21 protein-coding genes and 1 pseudogene are annotated in these 20,537 nt (G+C 75.6%); 10 read left to right on the forward strand and 12 right to left on the reverse strand.

Going from position 1 to position 20,537, the window contains the following annotated elements; all coding sequences use genetic code 11:
- The 4 genes and pseudogenes from PGN05_RS23565 to PGN05_RS23580 form a co-directional block, all read right to left on the reverse strand.
- Positions 1-229: pseudogene (locus PGN05_RS23565) on the reverse strand (hypothetical protein); the annotation flags it as partial.
- Between the two features lie 165 nt (positions 230-394).
- Positions 395-586 carry a hypothetical protein gene (locus PGN05_RS23570; protein WP_419755013.1) on the reverse strand — a complete coding sequence of 64 codons (192 nt, stop codon included), beginning with the start codon at positions 584-586 and terminating at the stop codon, positions 395-397.
- Between the two features lie 123 nt (positions 587-709).
- Positions 710-2,026 carry a citrate synthase gene (locus tag PGN05_RS23575; RefSeq protein ID WP_419755014.1) on the reverse strand — a complete coding sequence of 439 codons (1,317 nt, stop codon included), beginning with the start codon at positions 2,024-2,026 and terminating at the stop codon, positions 710-712.
- Positions 2,027-2,134: 108 nt separating this feature from the next.
- On the reverse strand, positions 2,135-2,662 hold the full coding sequence (locus PGN05_RS23580; RefSeq protein ID WP_419755015.1) for a sugar 3,4-ketoisomerase: 528 nt from the start codon (positions 2,660-2,662) through the stop codon (positions 2,135-2,137).
- Between the two features lie 153 nt (positions 2,663-2,815).
- Between PGN05_RS23580 and PGN05_RS23585 the strand changes: the two genes are divergently transcribed.
- Positions 2,816-3,562, forward strand: coding sequence for a class I SAM-dependent methyltransferase (locus PGN05_RS23585; protein WP_419755016.1), 747 nt, complete (start codon positions 2,816-2,818; stop codon positions 3,560-3,562).
- Entirely contained in the window at positions 3,555-4,955 is a 1,401-nt protein-coding gene (locus PGN05_RS23590; protein ID WP_419755017.1) for a hypothetical protein, read from the forward strand. Before PGN05_RS23585 ends, PGN05_RS23590 begins: the two co-directional genes overlap by 8 nt.
- 10 nt (positions 4,956-4,965) lie before the next feature.
- Here PGN05_RS23590 and PGN05_RS23595 read toward each other — a convergent pair whose 3' ends face one another.
- Positions 4,966-6,054: a DegT/DnrJ/EryC1/StrS family aminotransferase gene (locus PGN05_RS23595; RefSeq protein WP_419755018.1), complete on the reverse strand. Its 1,089-nt coding sequence runs from the start codon at positions 6,052-6,054 to the stop codon at positions 4,966-4,968.
- A 249-nt stretch (positions 6,055-6,303) separates the two neighbouring features.
- On the opposite strand from PGN05_RS23595, the gene PGN05_RS23600 reads away from it, so the two are divergent.
- Together PGN05_RS23600 and PGN05_RS23605 are read left to right on the forward strand one after the other, a co-directional pair.
- Positions 6,304-7,035: a methyltransferase domain-containing protein gene (locus PGN05_RS23600; protein ID WP_419755019.1), complete on the forward strand. Its 732-nt coding sequence runs from the start codon at positions 6,304-6,306 to the stop codon at positions 7,033-7,035.
- A gap of 25 nt (positions 7,036-7,060) precedes the next feature.
- Entirely contained in the window at positions 7,061-7,996 is a 936-nt protein-coding gene (locus PGN05_RS23605) for a GNAT family N-acetyltransferase (RefSeq protein ID WP_419755020.1), read from the forward strand.
- Between the two features lie 10 nt (positions 7,997-8,006).
- On the opposite strand, the gene PGN05_RS23610 is transcribed toward PGN05_RS23605, so the two are convergent.
- Both PGN05_RS23610 and PGN05_RS23615 read right to left on the reverse strand, forming a co-directional pair.
- A complete protein-coding gene (locus PGN05_RS23610) occupies positions 8,007-9,878 on the reverse strand; it encodes a glycosyltransferase family 4 protein (protein WP_419755021.1) in 1,872 nt (623 codons plus the stop codon).
- 234 nt (positions 9,879-10,112) lie between these two features.
- Positions 10,113-11,531 carry a class II fumarate hydratase gene (locus tag PGN05_RS23615; protein ID WP_419755022.1) on the reverse strand — a complete coding sequence of 473 codons (1,419 nt, stop codon included), beginning with the start codon at positions 11,529-11,531 and terminating at the stop codon, positions 10,113-10,115.
- A 119-nt stretch (positions 11,532-11,650) separates the two neighbouring features.
- Between PGN05_RS23615 and PGN05_RS23620 the strand changes: the two genes are divergently transcribed.
- The 3 genes from PGN05_RS23620 to PGN05_RS23630 all read left to right on the forward strand — a co-directional run bounded on the left by PGN05_RS23620 (position 11,651) and on the right by PGN05_RS23630 (position 13,693).
- On the forward strand, positions 11,651-11,794 hold the full coding sequence (locus PGN05_RS23620; protein ID WP_419755023.1) for a hypothetical protein: 144 nt from the start codon (positions 11,651-11,653) through the stop codon (positions 11,792-11,794).
- A gap of 58 nt (positions 11,795-11,852) precedes the next feature.
- A complete protein-coding gene (locus tag PGN05_RS23625) occupies positions 11,853-12,911 on the forward strand; it encodes a hypothetical protein (protein WP_419755024.1) in 1,059 nt (352 codons plus the stop codon).
- An 89-nt stretch (positions 12,912-13,000) separates the two neighbouring features.
- Entirely contained in the window at positions 13,001-13,693 is a 693-nt protein-coding gene (locus tag PGN05_RS23630; protein WP_419755025.1) for a DUF1707 domain-containing protein, read from the forward strand.
- A 4-nt stretch (positions 13,694-13,697) separates the two neighbouring features.
- On the opposite strand, the gene glpX is transcribed toward PGN05_RS23630, so the two are convergent.
- Positions 13,698-14,711 carry a class II fructose-bisphosphatase gene (gene glpX / locus PGN05_RS23635; protein WP_419755026.1) on the reverse strand — a complete coding sequence of 338 codons (1,014 nt, stop codon included), beginning with the start codon at positions 14,709-14,711 and terminating at the stop codon, positions 13,698-13,700.
- Positions 14,712-14,863: 152 nt separating this feature from the next.
- Here glpX and PGN05_RS23640 point away from each other — a divergent pair, with 152 nt between their 5' ends.
- The gene (locus tag PGN05_RS23640; RefSeq protein WP_419755027.1) at positions 14,864-15,466 is read left to right on the forward strand and encodes a DUF4245 domain-containing protein; all 603 of its coding nucleotides are present in this window, start codon (positions 14,864-14,866) and stop codon (positions 15,464-15,466) included.
- 9 nt (positions 15,467-15,475) lie between these two features.
- Here PGN05_RS23640 and PGN05_RS23645 read toward each other — a convergent pair whose 3' ends face one another.
- Genes PGN05_RS23645 through PGN05_RS23655 form a run of 3 tightly spaced genes read right to left on the reverse strand, consistent with a single transcriptional unit; the run spans position 15,476 to position 18,358 of the window.
- Complete coding sequence (locus PGN05_RS23645) at positions 15,476-15,697, reverse strand: exodeoxyribonuclease VII small subunit (RefSeq protein WP_419755028.1); 222 nt, start codon at positions 15,695-15,697, stop codon at positions 15,476-15,478.
- Positions 15,694-16,914 (reverse strand): exodeoxyribonuclease VII large subunit, encoded by a 1,221-nt coding sequence (gene xseA / locus PGN05_RS23650; RefSeq protein ID WP_419755029.1) that lies wholly within the window; start codon positions 16,912-16,914, stop codon positions 15,694-15,696. Before xseA ends, PGN05_RS23645 begins: the two co-directional genes overlap by 4 nt.
- A gap of 46 nt (positions 16,915-16,960) precedes the next feature.
- The gene (locus PGN05_RS23655) at positions 16,961-18,358 is read right to left on the reverse strand and encodes a hypothetical protein (RefSeq protein ID WP_419755030.1); all 1,398 of its coding nucleotides are present in this window, start codon (positions 18,356-18,358) and stop codon (positions 16,961-16,963) included.
- Between the two features lie 160 nt (positions 18,359-18,518).
- Here PGN05_RS23655 and PGN05_RS23660 point away from each other — a divergent pair, with 160 nt between their 5' ends.
- On the forward strand, positions 18,519-19,490 hold the full coding sequence (locus tag PGN05_RS23660; protein ID WP_419755031.1) for a 4-hydroxy-3-methylbut-2-enyl diphosphate reductase: 972 nt from the start codon (positions 18,519-18,521) through the stop codon (positions 19,488-19,490).
- Positions 19,491-19,588: 98 nt separating this feature from the next.
- On the forward strand, positions 19,589-20,050 hold the full coding sequence (locus PGN05_RS23665) for a nuclear transport factor 2 family protein (RefSeq protein WP_419755032.1): 462 nt from the start codon (positions 19,589-19,591) through the stop codon (positions 20,048-20,050).
- Between the two features lie 12 nt (positions 20,051-20,062).
- Here the strand turns inward: PGN05_RS23665 and PGN05_RS23670 are convergent.
- On the reverse strand, positions 20,063-20,537 hold a 475-nt coding region (locus PGN05_RS23670), incomplete at its 5' end, for a DUF6542 domain-containing protein (protein ID WP_419755033.1).

Genomic DNA, 20,537 nt, shown 5'->3' on the forward strand with positions numbered 1-20,537 from the left:
CGGCGGCCTCCTGCGGCGTCATCGGGGGGCGCGCGGCGGCGGGCCGGGTCGCGGTCGCCGTCCCGGCTGCCGAGCGGGCGGCGGCCGCCTCGCGGGCCGCGGCGATCAGGGCGGCCTGCCGGGCCGCCGCGGACGGGGCGCCCCGGCGGGGGGCTCCGCGCGAGGGGGCCTGCCGGGCCGTGCCGCGGGAGGGGGCCTGCCGGGGGGACGTCGTGCGGAGTGCAGGCACTGCGGTCCCCCGGGTCGTCTCGTCCTACGCGGCCGGCTCCGCGACGGACGCGGAGCTCTCGGCCGTCGTATCGACGGACGGGGGAGGTGCCCGGAGGGGCGCGGGGGACGAGGTCACCCCTCGGGGGGAGGGTGATCTGCGGGGGGCACCCGATCGGTGGACGGGTCAGGGGCCCTGGGGCGGCGCCCACCACGCGCCGTGACGCTGCTCGAGGGGGATGCGCAGCTCGCCGCCGTCCTCGGTGGAGACGACGAGCTCGACGCGGGCGACCCGGCGCTCGGCGCCGTCCACGTGGACCACCCGGCCGGTGGCCAGGGGCACCGGCGGGAGGACCAGGTCGTCCTCGGACGAGGCCATGGGACTCCTTCCCGGTGTGGCGGCGCTGGTCGCGGCGACCATGCTGCCCCAGACGCCGAGGTCCCGTCGTCCGGGCGGACGACGGGACCTGGACCCGCGGCGGAGAGGCAGCGGGGTCCGCTCTCAGCGGTCGGCGATCTCCACGAACTGGCGCTCGGTGGCGCCGGTGTAGACCTGCCGCGGCCGGCCGATCTTGGTGGAGGGGTCGGCGATCATCTCGCGCCACTGGGCGATCCACCCGGGCAGCCGGCCCAGGGCGAACAGCACGGTGAACATCTGCGTCGGGAAGCCCATCGCCCGGTAGATGAGCCCGGTGTAGAAGTCGACGTTCGGGTAGAGCTTGCGCTGGACGAAGTAGTCGTCGCTCAGCGCGACCTCCTCCAGCTGCCGGGCCAGGTCGAGCAGCTCGTTGTTGCCGCCGAGCTTGTCCAGCACCCGGTCGGCGGTCTGCTTCACGATCGCCGCGCGCGGGTCGTAGTTCTTGTAGACCCGGTGCCCGAAGCCCATGAGCTTGACGCCGGGCTCCTTGTTCTTGACCCGCTTGACGAACGACGGGATGTCGCCGCCGTCCTGCTGGATGGCCTCGAGCATCTCCAGGACCGACTGGTTGGCCCCGCCGTGCAGCGGGCCGAACAGCGCGTTGATGCCGGCCGACACGGACGCGAAGAGGTTGGCGTGCGAGGAGCCGACCAGGCGCACCGTGGAGGTCGAGCAGTTCTGCTCGTGGTCGGCGTGCAGGACGAACAGCATGTCCAGCGCGGCGGCCACCTCGGGGTCGACCTCGTAGGGCTCGGCGGGGAAGCCGAAGGTCATCCGCAGGAAGTTCTCGACCAGACCCAGGGAGTTGTCCGGGTAGAGGAACGGCTGGCCGGCCGACTTCTTGTACGCGTAGGCCGCCAGCGTCGGCAGCTTGGCCAGCAGCCGCAGCGTGGAGATCTCGACGTGCTGCTCGTCGAAGGGGTCCAGGGAGTCCTGGTAGAAGGTCGACAGGGCGCTGACCGCCGAGGAGAGCACCGGCATCGGGTGCGCGTCGCGGGGGAAGCCCTTGAAGAACTGCTTGAGGTCCTCGTGGACCAGCGTGTGCCGCCGCAGGCGGGAGTCGAACCCGGCCAGCTGGTCGGCGGTGGGCAGCTCCCCGTAGATCAGCAGGTAGCTGACCTCGAGGAAGCTGGCCTTCCCGGCGAGCTGGTCGATCGGGTAACCGCGGTAGCGCAGGATCCCGGCGTCACCGTCGATGTAGGTGATCGCCGAGGTGCACGACGCGGTGTTCACGAAGCCGATGTCGAGGGCCACCTGGCCGGTCGTGGCCAGGAGCTTGCTCGTGTCGAGGCCGTCGGACCCCTCGGTGGCCGGGACCACGCGCAGGGGCAGTTCTCCACCGGAGTAGCGCAGGGACACGTCGGCGTTGCCGGCCGCGGGTGCGCTCGCTGTCTCGCTCATCAGGTGGGGACGCTACTCAGCTCAGGTGAACGACGCGTGCCGACCCCGTCGACGGGGCCGCGACGGGGTCACCTCGTCACCGTTGGTCACCGGGTGCGTGACCCATGGTCAGGACACCGGCTCGCCGGGAGCCGCCGGCGCGCCGCTGGCCCGCCGGAACTCGTCGTAGTCGCGGTAGTAGTCGGCCTCGTCGTACTTCCGGGAGGCCAGCACCAGGCTCACGCTGCCGCTGGAGAAGTTGTCGAGCTCGGTCCAGATCATCGGCGGCACGTAGAGCCCGTAGTAGGAGCGGTTGAGGGAGAAGCGCTCCCGCTCGGTGCCGTCGTCGACGATCATGTCGAAGCTGCCGGAGGCGGCGATGACGACCTGTTCCAGCTCCCGGTGGGCGTGCCCGCCACGCCACTGCCCGCCGGGCACGTCGTACAGGTAGAAGACCCGGTGGATGTCGAAGGGGACGTGGTCCTGGCCCTCGATGAAGGTGAGGTTGCCCCGGGGGTCGTTGATGCGGGGCAGCTCGATGATCCGGCAGCCCAGCGCCGCCCCGCCGGGGGGCCACCCCCGGTCGCTCGCGCGGCGGCCCCACGGGTGCTGCCGGCGCTCTCCGTCGTCCTCGGGCAGCGGCTCCTCGACTGGCATGTCGCAGAGGAAACACGATGGACCCGGGCCCGGGGTGGAGGCAGGCGGACGGCGCGGGATCGGCACCCGCCCCGAGGGGGGCGGCATCGCGTACCCCCTCGACTACCCTGGGTGTCCCGTCGGGGTCCGGACCCGAGCTGAGGAGGACCGGCGGTGACCCACCCCCGCGACCTGGTCGACTACGTGGCGCAGTACCGCGCGCTGCCGTTCGAGCCGCTGCAGGCCGGGTTCCGCCGCCGCCGGGTCCTGGCCCAGGTGCGGGCGCACGCTCCGCGTCGGCTGCTGGAGATCGGCTGCGGGGAGGCCCCGCTGTTCCTGGACCTGCCCGGTGTCGAGACCGCCGTCATCGAACCCGCTCCGGCGTTCGCCGCCAACGCCCGCCACTTGGCGGCCGGGCACGGCGCGACGACCGTCGTCGAGCAGCACGCCGAGGACGTGACGCTCCCCGCCCTCGGTGGCCCGTTCGACGTGGTCGTCCTCAGCTGCGTCCTCCACGAGGTCCCCGATCCGCAGCGGCTGCTCGCCGCGGCCCGGCGCTTCTGCGGCGCCGGCGGCGTGCTGCACGTCAACGTCCCGAGCGCGCACTCGCTGCACCGGCTGCTCGCGGTCGCCATGGGGTTGATCCCCGACCCGGCCACCGAGTCGGACACCCAGCGGACCATGCAGCAGCGCGGGGTCTACGACGCCGCCGGGCTGGAGCGCGAGCTCACCGAGGCCGGGTTCCGCATCCGCGAGCGGGGCAGCATCTTCGTCAAGCCGTTCACGCACGCGCAGATGCAGCAGCTGGTCGACGAGGGCTTCCTGACCCCGCGGCTGCTCGATGGCCTCGACGCGCTGGCCGCCACCCTCCCCGACCTGGGCTCGGAGCTGTGGGCCGACGCGGAGCCCGTCGGTGCCTGACGGCGGATCGGGGGGTGCCGCGGTCCTGGTCGGCAACAACCTCGCCGTCCTGGTCGCCGCCGTGGAGCTGGCCGAGGCGGGGCGCCGGGTGGTGCTGCTGACCGACGGCCGGCCCCCGGGCGGCCACTTCCGCGGCCTCTCCCCGGACGGCGTCGACGTCGACCTGGGCATGGTGCTGCTGGAGACCGCCGCCCCGGTCGAGGGGGAGCCGGACCTCGCCGGCTACCGGCCGCGGGTGCGCTACGACTGGGCCCGGTTCGGCGCGCTCGTCGACCGGTGGCTGCACGCCCACGCCGACCTGGTGCGGACGCCGACCCCGGAGGTCCTCGTGGGCGGCCGGCGTGCCCCCGACCACCTCGTCGCCGACCGGCTGGACGTCGTCCCGGCCCTGGGCCTGCCGCCCCCCGCGCCGCTGCCCCGGACCGACCCCCGGCACGCCGCGGGCAAGACCACCTCGCCGGACTACGACACGCTGACGTACGCCGCGGCGGCCGAGCTCAACCACGGCCCGGCGATCCAGCGCCGCCTGGTCGAGCCCTTCGGCCGCAAGCTGCTCGGCGCCGGGTACGACACGCTCCTGGCCCGCTACCATCGCGCGGGCTGGCTGCCGCTCTACTGGCCGGAGACGCTGGCGGCCGCCTGCGCCGGCGCTCCGACGGGGCTGGCCGAGCACCCGTTCTGGACGACCCGCTCCGGCTTCGTCGGGGACGTGGTCCGGACGCTGGAGCGGCGCCTGGCCGCCTCACCGCACGCGACCGTCGACGACGCCCCGGTCGAGTCGCTCACGCCCGCGGGCCGGCGCTGGGACGTGCGGACCCGGGCCGGCGGCCACTGGTCCACCGACCGGCCGGTGCTGGGCCTCGCGCACGAGCGGCTGCAGGACCTGCTGGGCCTCCCACCGCGCGAGCGGCCCCCGGGTGCGACCGTCGTCGCGGTGGCCACCCTGGTGCGCGCGGACGCCGCCCGCGCGCCGGTCGGCTGCCTGTCGGTCGTCGACCCCGACTGGCTGACCTACCGGGTGACCGACCAGGACGCCCTGGCCGGCCGCGACCCCCGCTGGCACCGCGTCGTCGTCGAGGCCGGTCCGGGCGCGGCCGCCCGCGCCGAGGCGGGGGAGGACGTCGCCGCACTGCTGGGGACCGAGCTGTCCCGCCTGCTGGAGCTGCCCGGGGACGACGCCGGAGCGCCCGTGCGCGTGCTGCGGACCCTCACCGCCCGGGGCGCGGTCCCGGTGCCCACCGCGGCGTCCCTCGCCGAGGACGACGCCGCCTCCGACGCGCTGGCCGGCGCCTGCCCGCAGGCGCTGCTCACGGGCGCGCTCCTGGCCGCCGGCGCGACCTCGATGAACGACCAGGTGGTCCAGGGGCTGGCCGTGGCCGCCCGGCTGGGCTGACCGCGGACGCTCAGGCCGACCGGCGGACGGCGTCGCAGACCTGCTCGACCTCGGCGTCGGTCAGGTAGGCGAAGCAGGGCAGGCTGATCACCTCGGCGCACGACCGCTCCGCCTCGGCGGCACCGGTCGGGCCGGGCGCCGCGTCCAGCGCCGGCTGCCGGTGGTCGGCGACGGGGTAGTGGACGGCGGTGGCGACCCCCAGCTCGGCCAGGCGCCGCGCCAGCTCGTCGCGGCGCGGGTGCCGTCCCACCGCGAGGTGCCCCACGTCTCCGCCGGCCGGCGCGGGCAGGCGGAGACCGGTCCCCTCGGCGGCCGCGGCGTAGGCGGCTCCGATCTCCCGGCGGCGGGCGTTCCAGCCGGCCACCCGCCGGAGCTTCACGCGCAGGGCCGCGGCCTGCACCTCGTCCAGCCGGGAGTTGCGGCCGCCGGGCCGGCCGACGACGTAGCGCTCCGACCAGCCGTACTGGCGCAGCTCGCGGACGGCCGACGCGACGTCGGCCGACCGGCAGCTGACCGCCCCGCCGTCGCCCAGCGCCCCGAGGTTCTTCGTCGGGTAGAAGCTGAAGGTCCCGACGTCGCCCAGCGTGCCGCACCGCCCCTCCGGCACCTCCGCGCCGATGGCCTGCGCGCAGTCCTCGACCACCGGTGTCCCCGGAGGCAGCGCGGCACGCAGCGCGGCGACGTCCGCGGCGCGCCCGTACAGGTGGGTGACGACGACCGCGGCCGTGCGGTCGGTGCACGCCGCGGCGGCGCTGTGCGGATCGAGGAGCAGCGAGTCGGGGTCGACGTCGGCGACCACGACCCGGGCGCCGATCGCGCGCGCCGCGGCGGCGGCGTACCCGCCGGCGTTGCCCGCCGTCACCACCTCGCGGCCGGCGGTGGTGCCCACCGCGCGCAGGCCGATCTCCAGGGCGTCGGTGCCGTTGCCGACCCCGACCACGTGCCCGGCGCCGAGGAAGTCCGCCAGCTCGCGCTCGAACGCGGCGTGCTCGGCCCCGTGCACGTAGTGGCCCCCGCGCAGGACGCCGAGCACCGCCGCCTCGAGCTCGGACTGCAGGTCGCGGTACTCCCGCGCGGTCTCGTTGAAGGGCACGGCCACGGTCGCGGACTCTCCTCCTGAGGGGCCGGCACGCCGGGCGCGCGCCGCCTGCGACGGTAGCCAGTGGGACTGCTGCGGCCGCTGGGGAGGACGTCCCGCCACGTCCCCGGGCGCCCGGCCGCGCCGCGTTAGGGTCGGGCCGGCACGCCGGGACCCGCACGGCCTCGCCCTCGGGTCCCCGCCGATCGAACGGCCGGCGACCGCAACCCGCCGGCCGAACCGTGCCGGAACCCTCCCGGAGGACTCGCGATGAACGCCCGCACCCACGAGCTCGAGCGCATCGCGCACTCGTACCACCTCAACGACGACGTCCCGGACAAGTTCATCGAGGACGCGCTGCAGGAGCACTGCTGCGACTGGCTGGCCGGGCTGGTGTCCCCGGACGACGTCGTCGTCGAGCTCGGTGTCGGGGAGGGCGTGACGCTGTCCCGGCTGGCGTCCCTGCCGCGCCGGTACGTGGTGGTCGAGGGAGCGCCCAGTCTGGCGGCGCGGGTACGGGCGCAGCACCCGACCGTCGAGGTCGCCGAGGCGCTGTTCGAGGAGTTCGTGCCCGACGAGCCGTGCGACAAGCTGATGGCTTTGCACGTGCTCGAGCACGTCGACGACCCCGTCGCGCTGGCCGCGCACCTGCGCACCTGGCTGGTCCCGGACGGCGAGCTGGTCGTCGTCGTGCCCAACCGCCGTTCCCTGCACCGCCGGCTGGCCGTCCTCATGGGCCTCCAGCCGGAGCTGGACACGCTGAGCCCGCGCGACCACCTCGTCGGACACCAGCGCGTCTACGACCTGGACTCGCTCGAGGCGGACCTCCGGGCCGCCGGCTTCGAGCCGTTCGAGCGCAAGGGCATGCTGTTCAAGCCGCTGCCCAACGCGATGATGCTCGACTTCTCGCCCCAGCTGGTCCAGGCGCTCAACGACCTCGGCGACGAGCTGCCGGCCGACCTCGGCGCGAACATCGCCGTCCGCGCCCGGCGGGCCCGCTGAGCCCGGCGGCGGGCGGGCGCCGGCGGTGACGGCGGAGGACGGCGAGCCGCTGCTGGGCGGGGGGCTGCTCTACGGCGACCCGCGCTTCGCCGACCTCAACGGCGTTCCCGCGGCCGCGCGCTGGCGGTACGAGCACCGCCGGGCGGGCCGGCTGGTCGGCGTCCTGACCGGCGTGGTGACCGACGGCGTCCTCGTCTCCGGCGCCAGCGCCCCCTTCGGCGGGCCGGACCTCGTCCGGGACGACCCGCCGGTCGAGGACGTGCTCGGCCTGGTGTCCGGCGCCCTGGCCGCGTTGCGGGCCGACGGCGTCCGGGAGCTGCAGCTGCGCGCCCGGCCCCCGGTCTACTCCGCCGCCGAGCCCCTGCTCGAGTTCGCCTACCTGCACGGCGGTCTCGCGGTCACGGCGTGCGACCTCAACCAGCACGTCGACCTGTCCGCGCTGCCGCCGGGGACGGACCCCACCACCCTGTTCCGCGACCGCAAGCGCCGGTACGTCCGCACCGCCCGCCGCCGCCGGCACGAGCTCGTCGAGGTCACCGGCGGCGAGGACCTCACCGTCCTGCACGGCATCCTCGCCGCCAACCGGGCGGCCCACGGCCGACCGCCGCCGCTGCCGCGCGACTACCTGGAGCGGGCACGGGCGGCCTTCCCCGGCCGGATCCGGCTGCAGCTGCTGCGGCTGGACGGCGAACCGGCCGCCGCGGCGGTGGTCTACCGGGTCCTCGACGACGTCGACCAGGTGGTGCACTGGGCCGACGCCGACCGCGGGCGGGACCACTCGCCGATGGACCTGCTCGCCGCGCTGGTCCTCGCGGACGCGGCGCGGCGCGGCGCCCGGCTGGTGGACCTCGGCCCGTCCCGCAACGCCGACGGCACGCTCAACGCCGGGCTGGCCGACTTCAAGCGCGCGGTGGGTGCGCGCCCCTCGGCCCGGAAGGTGTTCGGGGCGCGCCTGGACTGACGGCGCGCCGTCAGGGACCGGCCAGCGCCGCCACGTCGACCCCGTCCCAGCAGGGCGAGGTGAGCAGGAGCTCCAGCGAGTCGAGGGAGTCCGACTGCAGCGCCAGCTCGCCGGTCACCGACGGGCCGTCGGGCCGGGGAGCGCGCACGTCCAGGCTGAGGTCGCCGCAGTCGGCCGGGGTGTCCCCGTTGGCGGCGAGCACGGGTTCCAGGGCGGCGAGGCTGCGCGAGCCGTGGACGTCGTCCCCGGCCACGAAGGGGAGGCTGACCGACAGCTGGGGGTGGCGCTTGGCCAGCTCGGCGAGCCGCATCACCCACGCCGGGGAGTCCTCCCACCCCCGGCTCACCCGCACCGACAGCCGGCGGCCGCGGCGCTCGTGCGTCGCCAGGTAGAGGTCGAACTGCATCCGCTGGTCCATCCGGTCGCCCAGCGGGCCGCAGAGGGACACCGCGTCGGGCGTGCCCTTCCCGCGCATCGTCAGCGGGACCAGCGACGCCGCGTAGTCCACGTCGGGCTCCAGCGCCGCGTACTCGTCCAGGTCCGCCACCTCGGCCGCCCGGGCCCGCGCGTACAGCCGCTCCAGCGCCGCCGCCCACTCCGGGCCGGTGTGGGTGCCGAGGACCTCCCGGCGGGCGGCGTCCCCGCGCTCGCGGCGGTGCTCGGGGTCGTCGACCAGCCGGCGCAGGGCGGCGAGGTACTCGTCGACGGACGCGGCGCCGTGCCCCGTGTGCGCCAGGCCGGGGGAGTTGGCCTGGTAGACGTCGCCGTAGTGCTCGTGGTCGTGCAGGCTCAGCACCGGCAGGCCGGCCGCGCCGGCCTCGAGGACCGAGGTGCCGCTGGAGACCGGGTAGGAGTTCAGGTAGACGTCGACGCCGGCGTGCAGGGCGCCCGGGTCGGCCAGGTAGCCCAGCGCGTGGACCCGCCCGGGGAACTGCGCCTGCAGCGCGCTCCAGAGGCCCTCCGCCGACACACCGACGAGCACGACCACCAGGTCCGGGCAGTCGGTCAGGGCCCGGCGGAGCAGGCCGTCGAACCCGTCGCCCCACAGCGGTTCGAGCTTGTACCAGGTGGCGACGGTCAGGGCGGCGACCTGCCTCGGGCGCAGGCCGAGCTGCTTGCGCACGCTCTTGCGGGTCGAGGAGCCGGTGGGCGCGTCGATCGGCAGCGGCAGCAGCGCCAGCCGCTCGGGGCGGATGCCGCGCCGCTCGCGGCAGGTGGTCGCCGCCGCCGTCCGCAGGTTGGCGACCACGTCCGCGCTGCCCAGGCCGAGCCAGTAGGTGTGGTCGGCGTGGTCCTCGACGATGATCGGCGGCCGCGGACCGGGGAGCGCGGCGGCGGCGAGCGCCACCGTGTCGTACGGGTGCACGTGCAGGACGACGAGGTCGGCCCGGTCCATGAGCCGCCGCAGCGCCGCCACCCGGCGGGTGAAGGCCGGGAACGCGCCCTGCAGGTCGTACACCCGGCCCCCGGAGGCGGTCACCGCCTCCCGGAGGTCCCCGGGCGTCTCGTGGCCCTGCATGGTCAGTACCACGTCCGACTGCCGGGTGCTGTCCTGCTCGATCCACCGCCGGGCCAGCCGGGTGTGCCCGCCGGTCGCGTAGGTCTCGGTGAGGACGTGCAGCACACGACCGTCCTCCCGGTCGGGGTCCAGCTGGACCGCGCCCGGGCCGCCGCCGACGGCGTCGCGCACGAGCCGCTCGAGCTCCGGGTCGGTGAGCCGGCCGGTGGGGGCGATCCAGGCGGAGTGGGCGGCCACGGTGGCGGTCGTGAGCACGCGCTCGACGTCCCCGCGCCGGGCGTGGGCCCGCACGAGGTCCACCAGGGCGTCGTACCGCTCCCGGTTCGTCTCGACCTGGGTACGGGCGCTCGCCGGGATCTCCATGGCCTGCCTCCACTGGCTCGGTTCCGCGCGACCGGGGCCAGGGGAGGGCACCTCGGCGGCGGGGCGGCGACCCGATCGGGTTCCGCGGCGACCGCCGGGAGGGCTCGGGACGGCGCCCCGACGTGTCGCAGCGTCATGGTGACCCGACGCTGCGTCAGATCAGGGGAGGTGGCGGTCGTCCGAGCGTGTCGCGCGGGGAGCCGGCGGCGGGCGGGCCGCCGGCTCCCCGCCGCGTCACGGGTGGGTCATCGAGAGGACGTCGAGCGCCTCGTCGAGCTGGGCCTCGGTGAGCTTCCCCTGCGCCACGTACCCGCGCTCGACGACGACCTGCCGGATCGTCTTCTGCTCGGCCAGCGACTGCTTGGCGACCTTCGCCGCCTCCTCGTAGCCGATGTACTTGTTCAGCGGCGTCACGATCGACGGCGAGGACTCGGCCAGCTCGCGGCAGCGCTCGACGTTGGCGGTGGTGCCGTCGACGGTCCGGTCGGCCAGGATGCGGCTCACGTTGGCCAGCAGCCGGATGGACTCGAGCACGTTGCGCGCCATCAGCGGCAGCGTCACGTTCAGCTCGAAGTTGCCGGTGGTGCCGGCGAAGGTGACCGCGGCGTCGTTGCCGATCACCTGCGCGGCCACCTGGATCGTCGCCTCCGGGATCACCGGGTTGACCTTGCCCGGCATGATCGAGCTGCCCGGCTGCAGGTCGGGCAGGAAGATCTCGCCCAGGCCGGTCCGGGGGCCCGAGCCCATCCAGCGCAGGTCGTTGGCGATCTTCACCAGGCCGACGGCGATGGTCTTCAGCTGGCCCGACGCCTCCACGAGGGCGTCCCGCGAGCTCTGCGCCTCGAAGTGGTTGCGGGCCTCGGTCAGCGGCAGGTCCAGCTCACCGGCGAGCCGTTCGATGATGGCCGCGGCGAACCCGGGCGGGGTGTTGATGCCGGTGCCGACGGCGGTGCCGCCGAGGGGCAGCTCGCCGATCCGCGGCAGCGAGGACTCCAGCCGCTCGATGCCGTAGCGCACCGCCGCGGCGTAGCCGCCGAACTCCTGGCCGAGGGTGACCGGGGTGGCGTCCATGAGGTGGGTGCGGCCGCTCTTGACCACCTCGGCGAACTCGTCGGCCTTGCGGGAGAGCGAGGCCTCCAGGTGCTGGAGCGCCGGGATCAGGTCCCGGACGATCGCGCCGGTCGCGGCGACGTGGATGGCCGAGGGGAAGACGTCGTTGGACGACTGCGAGGCGTTGACGTGGTCGTTGGGATGCACCGCGCTGCCGAGGGCCTCGGTGGCCAGCGTGGCGATGACCTCGTTGGTGTTCATGTTGCTCGACGTCCCGGAGCCGGTCTGGAAGACGTCGATGGGGAAGTGGTCGTCCCACTCGCCGCGGGCGACCGCGGCGGCGGCGGTGCCCACTGCGTCGGCGACCTCCTGCGGGAGCACCCCGAGCGAGGCGTTGACGGCCGCGGCCGCGCCCTTGATGGCGGCGAGCGCGCCGATGAGCTCCCGCTCGATGGGCGTGCCCGAGATCGGGAAGTTCTCGACGGCGCGCTGCGTCTGCGCCCGCCACTTCGCCCAGGCGGGGACCCGCACCTCGCCCATGGAGTCGTGCTCGATGCGGAAGTCGGTGCCGTCCTGCCCGGCGCCGTCCTGCTGTGGGGCCACGCTGTGCTCCCGGTGTGTGAGGTGACAGTGCTCCGACCCAGGACCCTAGAGGCCGCGGCAGGTCGCGGTTCCGACGACTCCGACGTGGCACGCGGCCACCGGGGGGCTGCCGCCCCACCGTGGGACGGGACGGCGTCCTCGGCCTCGGTCCGGCGCTGGACTCCTATGCGCAGGACTGCTTCCCCGGGACCATGGACGCCTGCGACCAGCTCGACCAGGAGTCGCTGCCGGGCCGCGCGCCTCGGGCGGGGCACTGGCCGTGACACCGAGTGACACCTAGCATGCCGACCGTCCTTCCCCGGACCCGAGGAGCTCCCCGCCATGTCGCAGCCGCCGTACCCGCCGCAGGGCGGCCAGGACCCCTCGGACGAGCGGCCCGGACCCCAGGGCCGGCGGGAGGACCCGGCCGCCGACGACCCGACCCAGCAGCTGGGGCAGCCGGACGACGTGACGCAGGAGTTCGGGTCCCCGGGCAGCGGCACGCAGCAGATCCGGCCCGGCCAGGTCCCGCCGCCGCCCCCACCCGGGGAGCGGCAGGACACCCGCCAGTTCGACCAGCCGCAGTTCGGGCAGCAGCCGCCCTACGGCCAGCAGCAACCCCCGTACGGGCAGCAGTCGCCCTACGGCCAGCAGCAGCCGCCCTACGGGCAGCAGCCCCCGTACGGCCAGCAGCCGTACGGCCAGCCCGGCTACGACCCGACCCGGCAGTTCGGGCAGCAACCGTCCTACGGGCAAACGCCGTACGGCCAGCCGCCCTACGGCCAGCCGCCGTACGGCCAGCAGCCCTACGGCCAGCCCGGCTACGGCGCTCCCGGCCAGCCCGGCTACGGCGGTCCGGGGGGCCCCGGCGGTCCGGGGTACGGCGGCCCCGGCGGGCCCGGCCGGAGTGGTGGCAACGGCAACCGGGTGATCGCCCTCGTCGTCGCCGGCGTGGTCGTCCTGGCCGCGGTGGCCGTCGGGCTGTTCTTCCTGCTCCGAGGCGGGGACGACGACACCGCGGCGACGTCGGACCCGACCCCGACGTCCGCCTCCCCGTCGTCCTCGTCCGCGTCGTCGGCGCCCCGGTCCTCGTCGTCGTCGTCCTCGTCGAGCTCGTCCTCCCCGTCGTCCTCGGCGCCGACCGGGACGACCTCCGACGCACCGCCGCCGGCCGGCGACATCCCCGCACCGACCCAGCAGCCCACGGGGCTCGGCGACGACGCCGACCTGAACGGGCTGGCGCAGCAGTGCTTCGACGGGACCATGCAGTCCTGCGACCTGCTGTTCCTGGCCTCCTTCTCCGACGACGCGCTGGAGAGCTACGCCGAGTTCGCCGACTCGTGTGCGGGGCGCCAGCCGGTCGCCACCGGCCGGCTGTGCACGGAGTCCTTCCCGGGCTGACGCCGCTGCGAGCGCCCTCCGACCGGCCGCCGCGGCGACCGGGTCGGAGTCGTTCCGGAGGCCCGCGCGCTCGGCTACGGTCGGGCCCCGTGAGCAGCGACGCCGACCCCGCCCGCCCGTCTGCCGTGCGCGCCTCGGACGCCGACCGCGAGGCCGTCGTGAGCCGGCTGCAGAAGGCACTCGCCGAGGGCCGGATCGACCTGTCCGAGTTCGGCGACCGGGCGGAGGGCGCCTACGCCGCCGTCACCCGGGACGACCTCGACGGGCTCGTCGCCGACCTGCCCGCCGACGCCCCGCCGCCGGTGGAGATCGTCGGCACCCGGGTGCCCGAGTCGATGACCTCGGTCTTCGGGGACGTCAAGGTCGAGGGGACGGCGGACGTCCCGCGCCAGGTGTCGACCACCTTCGGCGACGTCCGGCTCGACCTGCGCAACCTGCGCACCGACGCGGACCGGGTCGAGCTGGTGCTCGGGGCGGTGTTCGGGGACATCGACGTGATCGTGGCCGAGGGGGTCGACGCCGAGCTGCAGGGCTGGACGGTCTTCGGCGACAAGAAGACCCAGCTGGCGCCCGTGCCGCGGGTGGCGGGCACGCCCCGGGTCGTGGTCCGGGCGCGCACCGTGTTCGGCGACCTCCGGCTGCGCAGCCTGGCGCCGGGGGAGTCGCCCAGCCGCTGGCGCGCGATCATGGACCGGCTGGCCCAGCGGCACGTGCCGCCGCCGGTTCCCCCGCCCCCGCCGGCACCCCCGCTCCCTCCGCCGCCCCCGAAGACCCTGGGCTGAGCTCCTAGCTGGACCGGTCGAAGGGCACCGCGGAGTAGGCCCGGAGCTTCTGCAGGGAGTGCAGGCTCTCGATCGAGCGGATCGTGCCCGAGCGCGACCGCATCACCAGCGACTGGGTGGTGCAGCCGCCGGCTCGGTACTGGACGCCGCGCAGCAGTTCGCCGTCGGTGATCCCGGTGGCGACGAAGAAGACGTCCCCGCGCACCAGGTCGTCGATGCCCAGCACCCGGTCGAGGTCGTGACCGGCGTCGATCGCCTTCTGCCGCTCCTCGTCGTCCTTGGGCCACAGCCGGCCCTGCAGGGCGCCGCCCATGCACTTGAGCGCGCAGGCGGCGATGATGCCCTCCGGGGTGCCGCCGATGCCGAGCAGCAGGTCCACGCCGGTGCCCTCGCGGGCGGCGGCGATCGCGCCGGCGACGTCGCCGTCGGTGATGAACTTGATGCGGGCGCCGGCCTCGCGGACCTCCTGCACGAGCTGCTCGTGCCGGGGCCGGTCGAGGATGCAGACGGTGACGTCGCCGACCGAGCAGTGCTTGGCCTTCGCCACCCGGCGGATGTTCTCGGCGACCGGGACGGTGATGTCGACCACGTCGGCCGCCGCGGGCCCGGTGGCGAGCTTCTCCATGTAGAAGACCGCGGAGGGGTCGTACATGGCTCCGCGGTCGGCGACCGCCATGACGGCGATCGCGTTCGGCATGCCCTTGGCCATCAACGTGGTGCCGTCGATCGGGTCGACCGCGACGTCGCACTCGGGGCCGTTGCCGTCGCCGACCTGCTCCCCGTTGTAGAGCATCGGCGCCTCGTCCTTCTCGCCCTCGCCGATGACGACGACGCCGTTCATGCGCACGGTGCCGATGAGCGCGCGCATCGCGTCGACCGCGGCGCCGTCCCCGCCGTTCTTGTCGCCGCGGCCGACCCACCGCCCGGCCGCCATCGCCGCCGCCTCGGTCACCCGGACCAGCTCCAGCGCGAGGTTGCGGTCGGGTGCGGGACGGTCGGAGAGGAACGTGCTCCCCACGGGGGGAGGGCCATCGGGGAGGGGCAGGGACACAGGACCTCCTGGGAGAGGACCCCGTCCTTCCCACCCTTCGCGAGCTCAGGGTGGGGCCCGGGACGGGGCCACGGACGCATGGCGACAGGGCGCTGGCGCGGTGCTGCGATCCTAGGGGAATGACCGCACACGGCCCGACGAGCGAGCGCCCGACGGAAGACCGCCCCGCGCCGTCCCCCGCGGTGCAGCGGGCCAACCGCATGAGCGCGGGCAACATGATCCGGTCCCTGGCGCCGCTGGTCGTCATCGTCCTGCTGATCGCCGGCTGGGTGGCCTTCCGGCAGTCGGGGGTCGACCCGGTCCGCACGGTCGACCCGGGCACCACCGTCTCGCTGGCCGCCGCCCGCGCGTCCTACCCGGTGGTCGCGCCCGCGGGCCTGCCCGAGGGGTACCGGCCCACCAGCGCCCGCACCGATGCCGGCGACGCGGAGGCCGGCGACCCGGTCACGCTCGAGGTCGGGTACCTGACGCCGTCCGACGAGTACGCCGGCTTCGTGGTGAGCGACGACGCCCGCGCCGGCGCGGTCACCGACGTCCTCGGCGGCGCGGAGGAGCAGGACAGCGTCGACCTCGGCGGCGCGACGTGGACGCGCGGGACGACCGAGCGCGGGGAGACCGCCCTGTGGCAGGCGGCCGACGGCGTGACCGTGCTCGTGACCGGCTCGGCGGCCGACGACGAGCTGGAGCGGGTCGCGGCCGCGGTGGCGCCGGTCAGCGGCTGAGCCCGCCGCTCAGCCGCGCTGGTCGCCCTCGGCGGGAGTCGCGGCCGCCAGGCGCTCGCGGGCCCGGTCCAGCCAGTGCTGGCACAGCTCGGCCAGTTGCTCGCCCCGCTCCCAGAGCGTGAGGGACTCCTCCAGCGTCAGCCCGCCGGCCTCCAGCCGCCGGACGACGTCCGCCAGCTCCTCCCGGGCCTGCTCGTAGGTGGTCGTCGGCTCGTTGGGCGACTCGCTCACGGCTGCACATCCTCCCTGTCGACCCGCACGGCCAGTCGGCCCCCCGCCACCCGCACCGACAGCCGCTCGCCGTCGGCCACCGCGGCGGGGTCCCGCACGAGCGCCCCGTCGGCCCGCTGGACGACGGCGTAGCCGCGTTCGAGTGTCGCGGCGGGGGACAGCGCCGCCACCCGGGCGCGGGCGTGCTCGAGGTCGCGCTCGGCGCCCTCCAGCCGGTGGGTGACGGTGCGCCGGGCCCGGGTGCGCAGCTGCTGCAGGTCCTCCTCGCGGCCGTGCAGCAGCCGGTCGGGGGAGGCCAGCACCGGCCGGCTGCGGACGCTCTCCAGCCAGCGGTCCTGCTGGTCGAGCCGGGAGACCAGCAGGTGGCGGGCGCGGGCGCGCAACATGTCCACCAGCCGGCGCTGCTCACCGATCTCCGGGACCACCCGGTGCGCGGCGTCGGTCGGTGTGGCGGCCCGGACGTCGGCGGCGTGGTCGACCAGCGTGGTGTCGGTCTCGTGGCCGACGGCGGTGACGACCGGCGTCCGGCAGGCCGCGATCGCCCGCACCAGGCCCTCGTCGGAGAACGGCAGCAGGTCCTCGACCGAGCCGCCGCCGCGGGCGACGACGATGACCTCCACCTCCGGGTCGGCGTCCAGCCGGCGCAGACCGTCGATGACCGACGCGGCGGCGCTGGCCCCCTGCACCAGGCTGTGGTGGACGGCGAAGCGCACGGCCGGCCACCGGCGGCGGGCGGTGACCAGCACGTCCCGCTCGGCGGCGCTGTCCCGGCCGGTGACCACCCCGACGACGGCCGGCGCGAACGGCAGCGGCCGCTTGCGGGCGGCGTCGAACAGCCCCTCGGCAGCCAGCAGCCGGCGGATCCGCTCGATGCGGGCCAGCAGCTCGCCGAGCCCGACGGCGCGGATCTCGGTCGCCCGGAGCGCGAAGGAGCCGCGCGCGATGTAGTAGTCCGGCCGGGCCCGCACGATGACCCGGGCGCCCTCGGTCAGCTCCAGCCCGGGCCGGTCGGCGACGTCCCGGGCGCAGGTCACCGGTACCGAGAGGTCGGCGGCCGGGTCGCGCAGGGTGAGGAAGACGGTCGCGGCACCGCGCCGGGAGATCTGGGCGACCTGCCCCTCCACCCACACCTCACCGAGCCGGCCGATCCACTCGGCGACCTTGCGGGCCACCGTGCGGACCGGCCAGGGGGCTTCGGGGGTGGAGGGGGCGGTCATGCCCCGAGGGTGTCAAACGGCGCCGACACCCGGACGGGGCCCTCGATCAGGCTCCGCGAGGAGCCAGGGGGCTGCTCTCGACCGCCTGCTGCTCGAGCTTCTCCAGGCGGTTGCGCAGCATCGTGACGAACTGCGGGCGGGCCCTGTTCGCCTGCTCGTAGGCGAGCAGCTCCTGCACGGTCACCAGCTGGTAGCCGCGGAGCCGGCCGCGCAGCTGGGCGAGGGTGAAGTCGTCGTAGCCCTCGATGGAGAGCCCGCCGGTCGCACCGTCGTCCGAGCTGCCGGCTTCGTCGCCGGTGGCCTCCGCCACGGGGGTGCCGCCCTCGTCGGTGGCCACCGCGGTGTCCGTGGCCGGTGCCCCGCCGGCGGCGGGAGCCGGGGCGTCGTCGCCGCCGCCGAGCGCGTCGTCGACCCGGGCGCCCTCGGCGGTGACGACCTCGTCGCCCCGGCCGGTCGCCTCGGCGCCGTCGCCGACCGCCGCAGCCGCGGTCTCCGCGCCGGGCCGGCTCTCGTCGGCACCGGCCTCGCTGCCGGCGGCCTCGTCGACCCGCGCCTGCGCGTCGGTCACCGTCGCGTCGGACGCGGGAGCCGTCGCGTCGGTCACCGTCGTGTCGGGTGCGGGAGCCGCCGCGGCGTCGCCCGTCTCCGGCGCGGCGACGCCCTCGTCGGTCACCGTGCCCTCGACCGTCGCGATCCCGCCGTCCGGGGTCAGGACGTCGACCTCGGTGGCGACGTCGGCGGAGACGTCCTCACCCGGCGCGACGTCGATCGCCGGCCCCTCGCTGGGGGCGACGTCGGGCGCGCCGGCCGCCTCGCCGACCGGGGAGCCGCCCGGGTCGCTGGGCACCGACGCCTCGGCGAGGTCCTCGACGTCGACCAGTCCGGCGTCGGCGGTGCCGCCGTCGGCCAGCGCGCTGTCGGGTGCGCCGTCGGCCTCCAGCAGGGCGGTCTCCAGGGCGTCCTCGGTCGTCAGGCCCGGCTCGCCGAGGTGCAGGTCGGCGGCCTGCACCTCGTCGGTGATGTCCTGCAGCGCCTCGACGACCTCCTCCGGGGCCGGCTCGGGGGGCAGCCCGGACACCTCGTCGTCGATCAGCGAGGCGACCTCCTCGGCGAGCTCCTCGTCCGGGACGTCGGCGGCCGCGCGGTCGAAGGCGGAGGTGCGGACGCCGTTGCCGTTGGCGGTGACCGGCGCGGGGGCCGGCTCGTCCTCGTCGAAGGTGGCCAGCCCGGGCTCGTCCGCGCCGCGCAGGCCGGTGAAGACCTCGTCCCCGCGGGCCACCAGGCCGGTGTAGTGCTGCTGGAGCTTCATCGTGGCCTGCATGGCCAGGCCGATCACCCGGACCGGCAGCCCCGGCAGCGTCCGCGGCAAGCGGCGGGCCTCGTCGAGGACGGTGGCGGCCAGTCCGGCCACGGCACGGACGGCCTGGGGGATCTCACGCGACATGCGCCCACCCTGCCCCGAAACCCGGCCCGCGACACCCTCGTCCGGCTCCGCTCCACCCGGACGTGGCGGACGTCTCGTTGCCGGGCCGCGACCGCCGGCCGGGTCCCGGTGTGACCGCGCGAACACCGGGGGGTGCGGGCTCCTTCTCTACCATGGGGCCATGGCTGATCAGCGCGGACGCGTCCTGCTGGCCGACCCCCGGGGCTACTGCGCCGGCGTCGACCGGGCGGTGGTCGCCGTCGAGCGGGCCCTCGAGATCCACGGCGCCCCGGTGTACGTCCGGAAGCAGATCGTCCACAACAAGCACGTCGTGGCCACCCTGGAGCGGCGCGGGGCGGTGTTCGTCGAGGAGACCGACGAGGTGCCCGCGGGCTCCGTCGTCGTCTTCAGCGCCCACGGTGTCTCCCCGGCGGTGCACGAGGAGGCGGCGAACCGGCAGCTGAAGACCATCGACGCGACCTGCCCGCTGGTGAGCAAGGTGCACCAGGAGGCCAAGCGGTTCGCCAAGGACGACTACGACATCCTGCTCATCGGCCACCGCGGACACGAGGAGGTCGAGGGCACCTCCGGTGAGGCGCCGGCGCACATCCAGTTGGTGGACGGCGCCGAGGACGTCGACCGGGTGCAGGTGCGCGACCCGGAGAAGGTCGTCTGGCTGTCGCAGACCACGCTGTCGGTCGACGAGACCCTCGCGACCGTCGACCGGCTCAAGAGCCGTTTCCCCGGGCTGCAGTCCCCGCCCAGCGACGACATCTGCTACGCCACGCAGAACCGGCAGCAGGCGGTCAAGCAGATGGCCGGCGACTGCGACCTGGTCCTGGTCGTGGGCTCGACCAACTCGTCGAACTCCGTGCGCCTGGTCGAGGTGGCGCTGGAGACCGGCGCCCGCGCCGCGCACCTGGTCGACTACGCCGCGGAGATCGACCCGGCGTGGCTCGAGGGCGTCGGCACCGTCGGCGTCACCAGCGGCGCCTCCGTGCCCGAGGTGCTCGTCAGCGAGGTGCTCGACTGGCTGGCCGAGCGCGGCTACCCCGACGTCGAGACGGTGAAGGCCGCCGAGGAGCGGCTGGTGTTCGCCCTCCCGCACGAGCTGCGGGTCCGCCGCACGGAGCCGGCGGCCGACCCCGCCTGAGCGCCCGCTGGGTCCGGCGGGTCCTCCGACCCTCGCCGTCCCCTCCCGGCGGCGTCACGATGCCCGCACGCGTCGTCGCACGCCCGGAGGGGACCGCCATGAGCAGCACGGCCGGCACCGACTCGACTCCCGTCACGACCGACAACGCCGCCACGGTGGCCCGCCTGTACGAGGCGTTCGGGCGGGGGGACGTCCCGACGATCCTCGCCGCGCTCGCCGACGACGTGCGGTGGGAGGACTGGGCGGACAACCACGCCCAGCGCGCGGGCGTGGCGCACCTGGCTCCGCGCCGCGGGCCGGAGGACGTGGCGGGCTTCTTCGAGCTGCTGCGCGGCTGGACCGTGGAACGGTTCGAGGTCCTCGACCTCATCGGCACGGGCCGCCAGGTCGTCGCCGAGGTCAGCGCGTCGTTCCGCACCCCGGGCGGGGGGCGGCTCGAGGACGAGGAACTGCACCTGTGGACCTTCGACGACGCCGGGCGGGTGACCCGCCTGCGGCACTACGCCGACACGGCGAAGCACATCGCGGCGACCGGCGGGGCCGCAGCACCGGGGGAGTGATCCCCGCGCCGCTCAGCGGCGGGCGGCCCAGCGGATGATCGCGAAGGTCAGGGCGACGCCGGTGGCGATCGCCATGGCCGGGAAGCCGCGGATCACCATCGCCGCCACGGCGGTCAGGGTGAACGTCGAGAGCACCGCGGTGGCGGCGGTGCCGGCGACGATGAACACCAGCGGCGGGGCGACCACGGTGCTCACCAGGTCGCGGCGGCGGACCAGCAGGGCGGCCAGCGCGCTCGAGCCGGTCAGCGCGACCAGCGTGGGCAGGCCCAGGCCGGCACCGAGGTAGAGGTCCGCGGCGGCGCCGGCGAAGGTCACCACGAGGACCGCCGCGACGGCGGCCCACCCGCGCAGCCGGCTGCCCCGCTCGGGCTCGGGCTGCCGCCGGCCGGCGGCGCGCGCCTCGGCGGGCCGGGCGGTTCGGCGACGGCCGGTGGCGGGCTCGCGATCGAGGGGGTGGTCGACCCGGCGGTCGTACTCCACGGGTCGA

Source organism: Geodermatophilus sp. CPCC 206100, from assembly GCF_048569675.1.
Lineage (GTDB): Bacteria > Actinomycetota > Actinomycetes > Mycobacteriales > Geodermatophilaceae > Geodermatophilus.

Coding starts and splice junctions, on each gene's coding strand:
- PGN05_RS23570 (WP_419755013.1), bottom strand. CDS start 586: ATGGCCTCGTCCGAGGACGACCTGGTCCTCCCGCCGGTGCCCCTGGCC.
- PGN05_RS23575 (WP_419755014.1), bottom strand. CDS start 2,026: ATGAGCGAGACAGCGAGCGCACCCGCGGCCGGCAACGCCGACGTGTCC.
- PGN05_RS23580 (WP_419755015.1), bottom strand. CDS start 2,662: ATGCCAGTCGAGGAGCCGCTGCCCGAGGACGACGGAGAGCGCCGGCAG.
- PGN05_RS23600 (WP_419755019.1), top strand. CDS start 6,304: ATGAACGCCCGCACCCACGAGCTCGAGCGCATCGCGCACTCGTACCAC.
- PGN05_RS23610 (WP_419755021.1), bottom strand. CDS start 9,878: ATGGAGATCCCGGCGAGCGCCCGTACCCAGGTCGAGACGAACCGGGAG.
- PGN05_RS23625 (WP_419755024.1), top strand. CDS start 11,853: ATGTCGCAGCCGCCGTACCCGCCGCAGGGCGGCCAGGACCCCTCGGAC.
- PGN05_RS23640 (WP_419755027.1), top strand. CDS start 14,864: ATGACCGCACACGGCCCGACGAGCGAGCGCCCGACGGAAGACCGCCCC.
- xseA (WP_419755029.1), bottom strand. CDS start 16,914: ATGACCGCCCCCTCCACCCCCGAAGCCCCCTGGCCGGTCCGCACGGTG.
- PGN05_RS23655 (WP_419755030.1), bottom strand. CDS start 18,358: ATGTCGCGTGAGATCCCCCAGGCCGTCCGTGCCGTGGCCGGACTGGCC.
- PGN05_RS23660 (WP_419755031.1), top strand. CDS start 18,519: ATGGCTGATCAGCGCGGACGCGTCCTGCTGGCCGACCCCCGGGGCTAC.
- PGN05_RS23665 (WP_419755032.1), top strand. CDS start 19,589: ATGAGCAGCACGGCCGGCACCGACTCGACTCCCGTCACGACCGACAAC.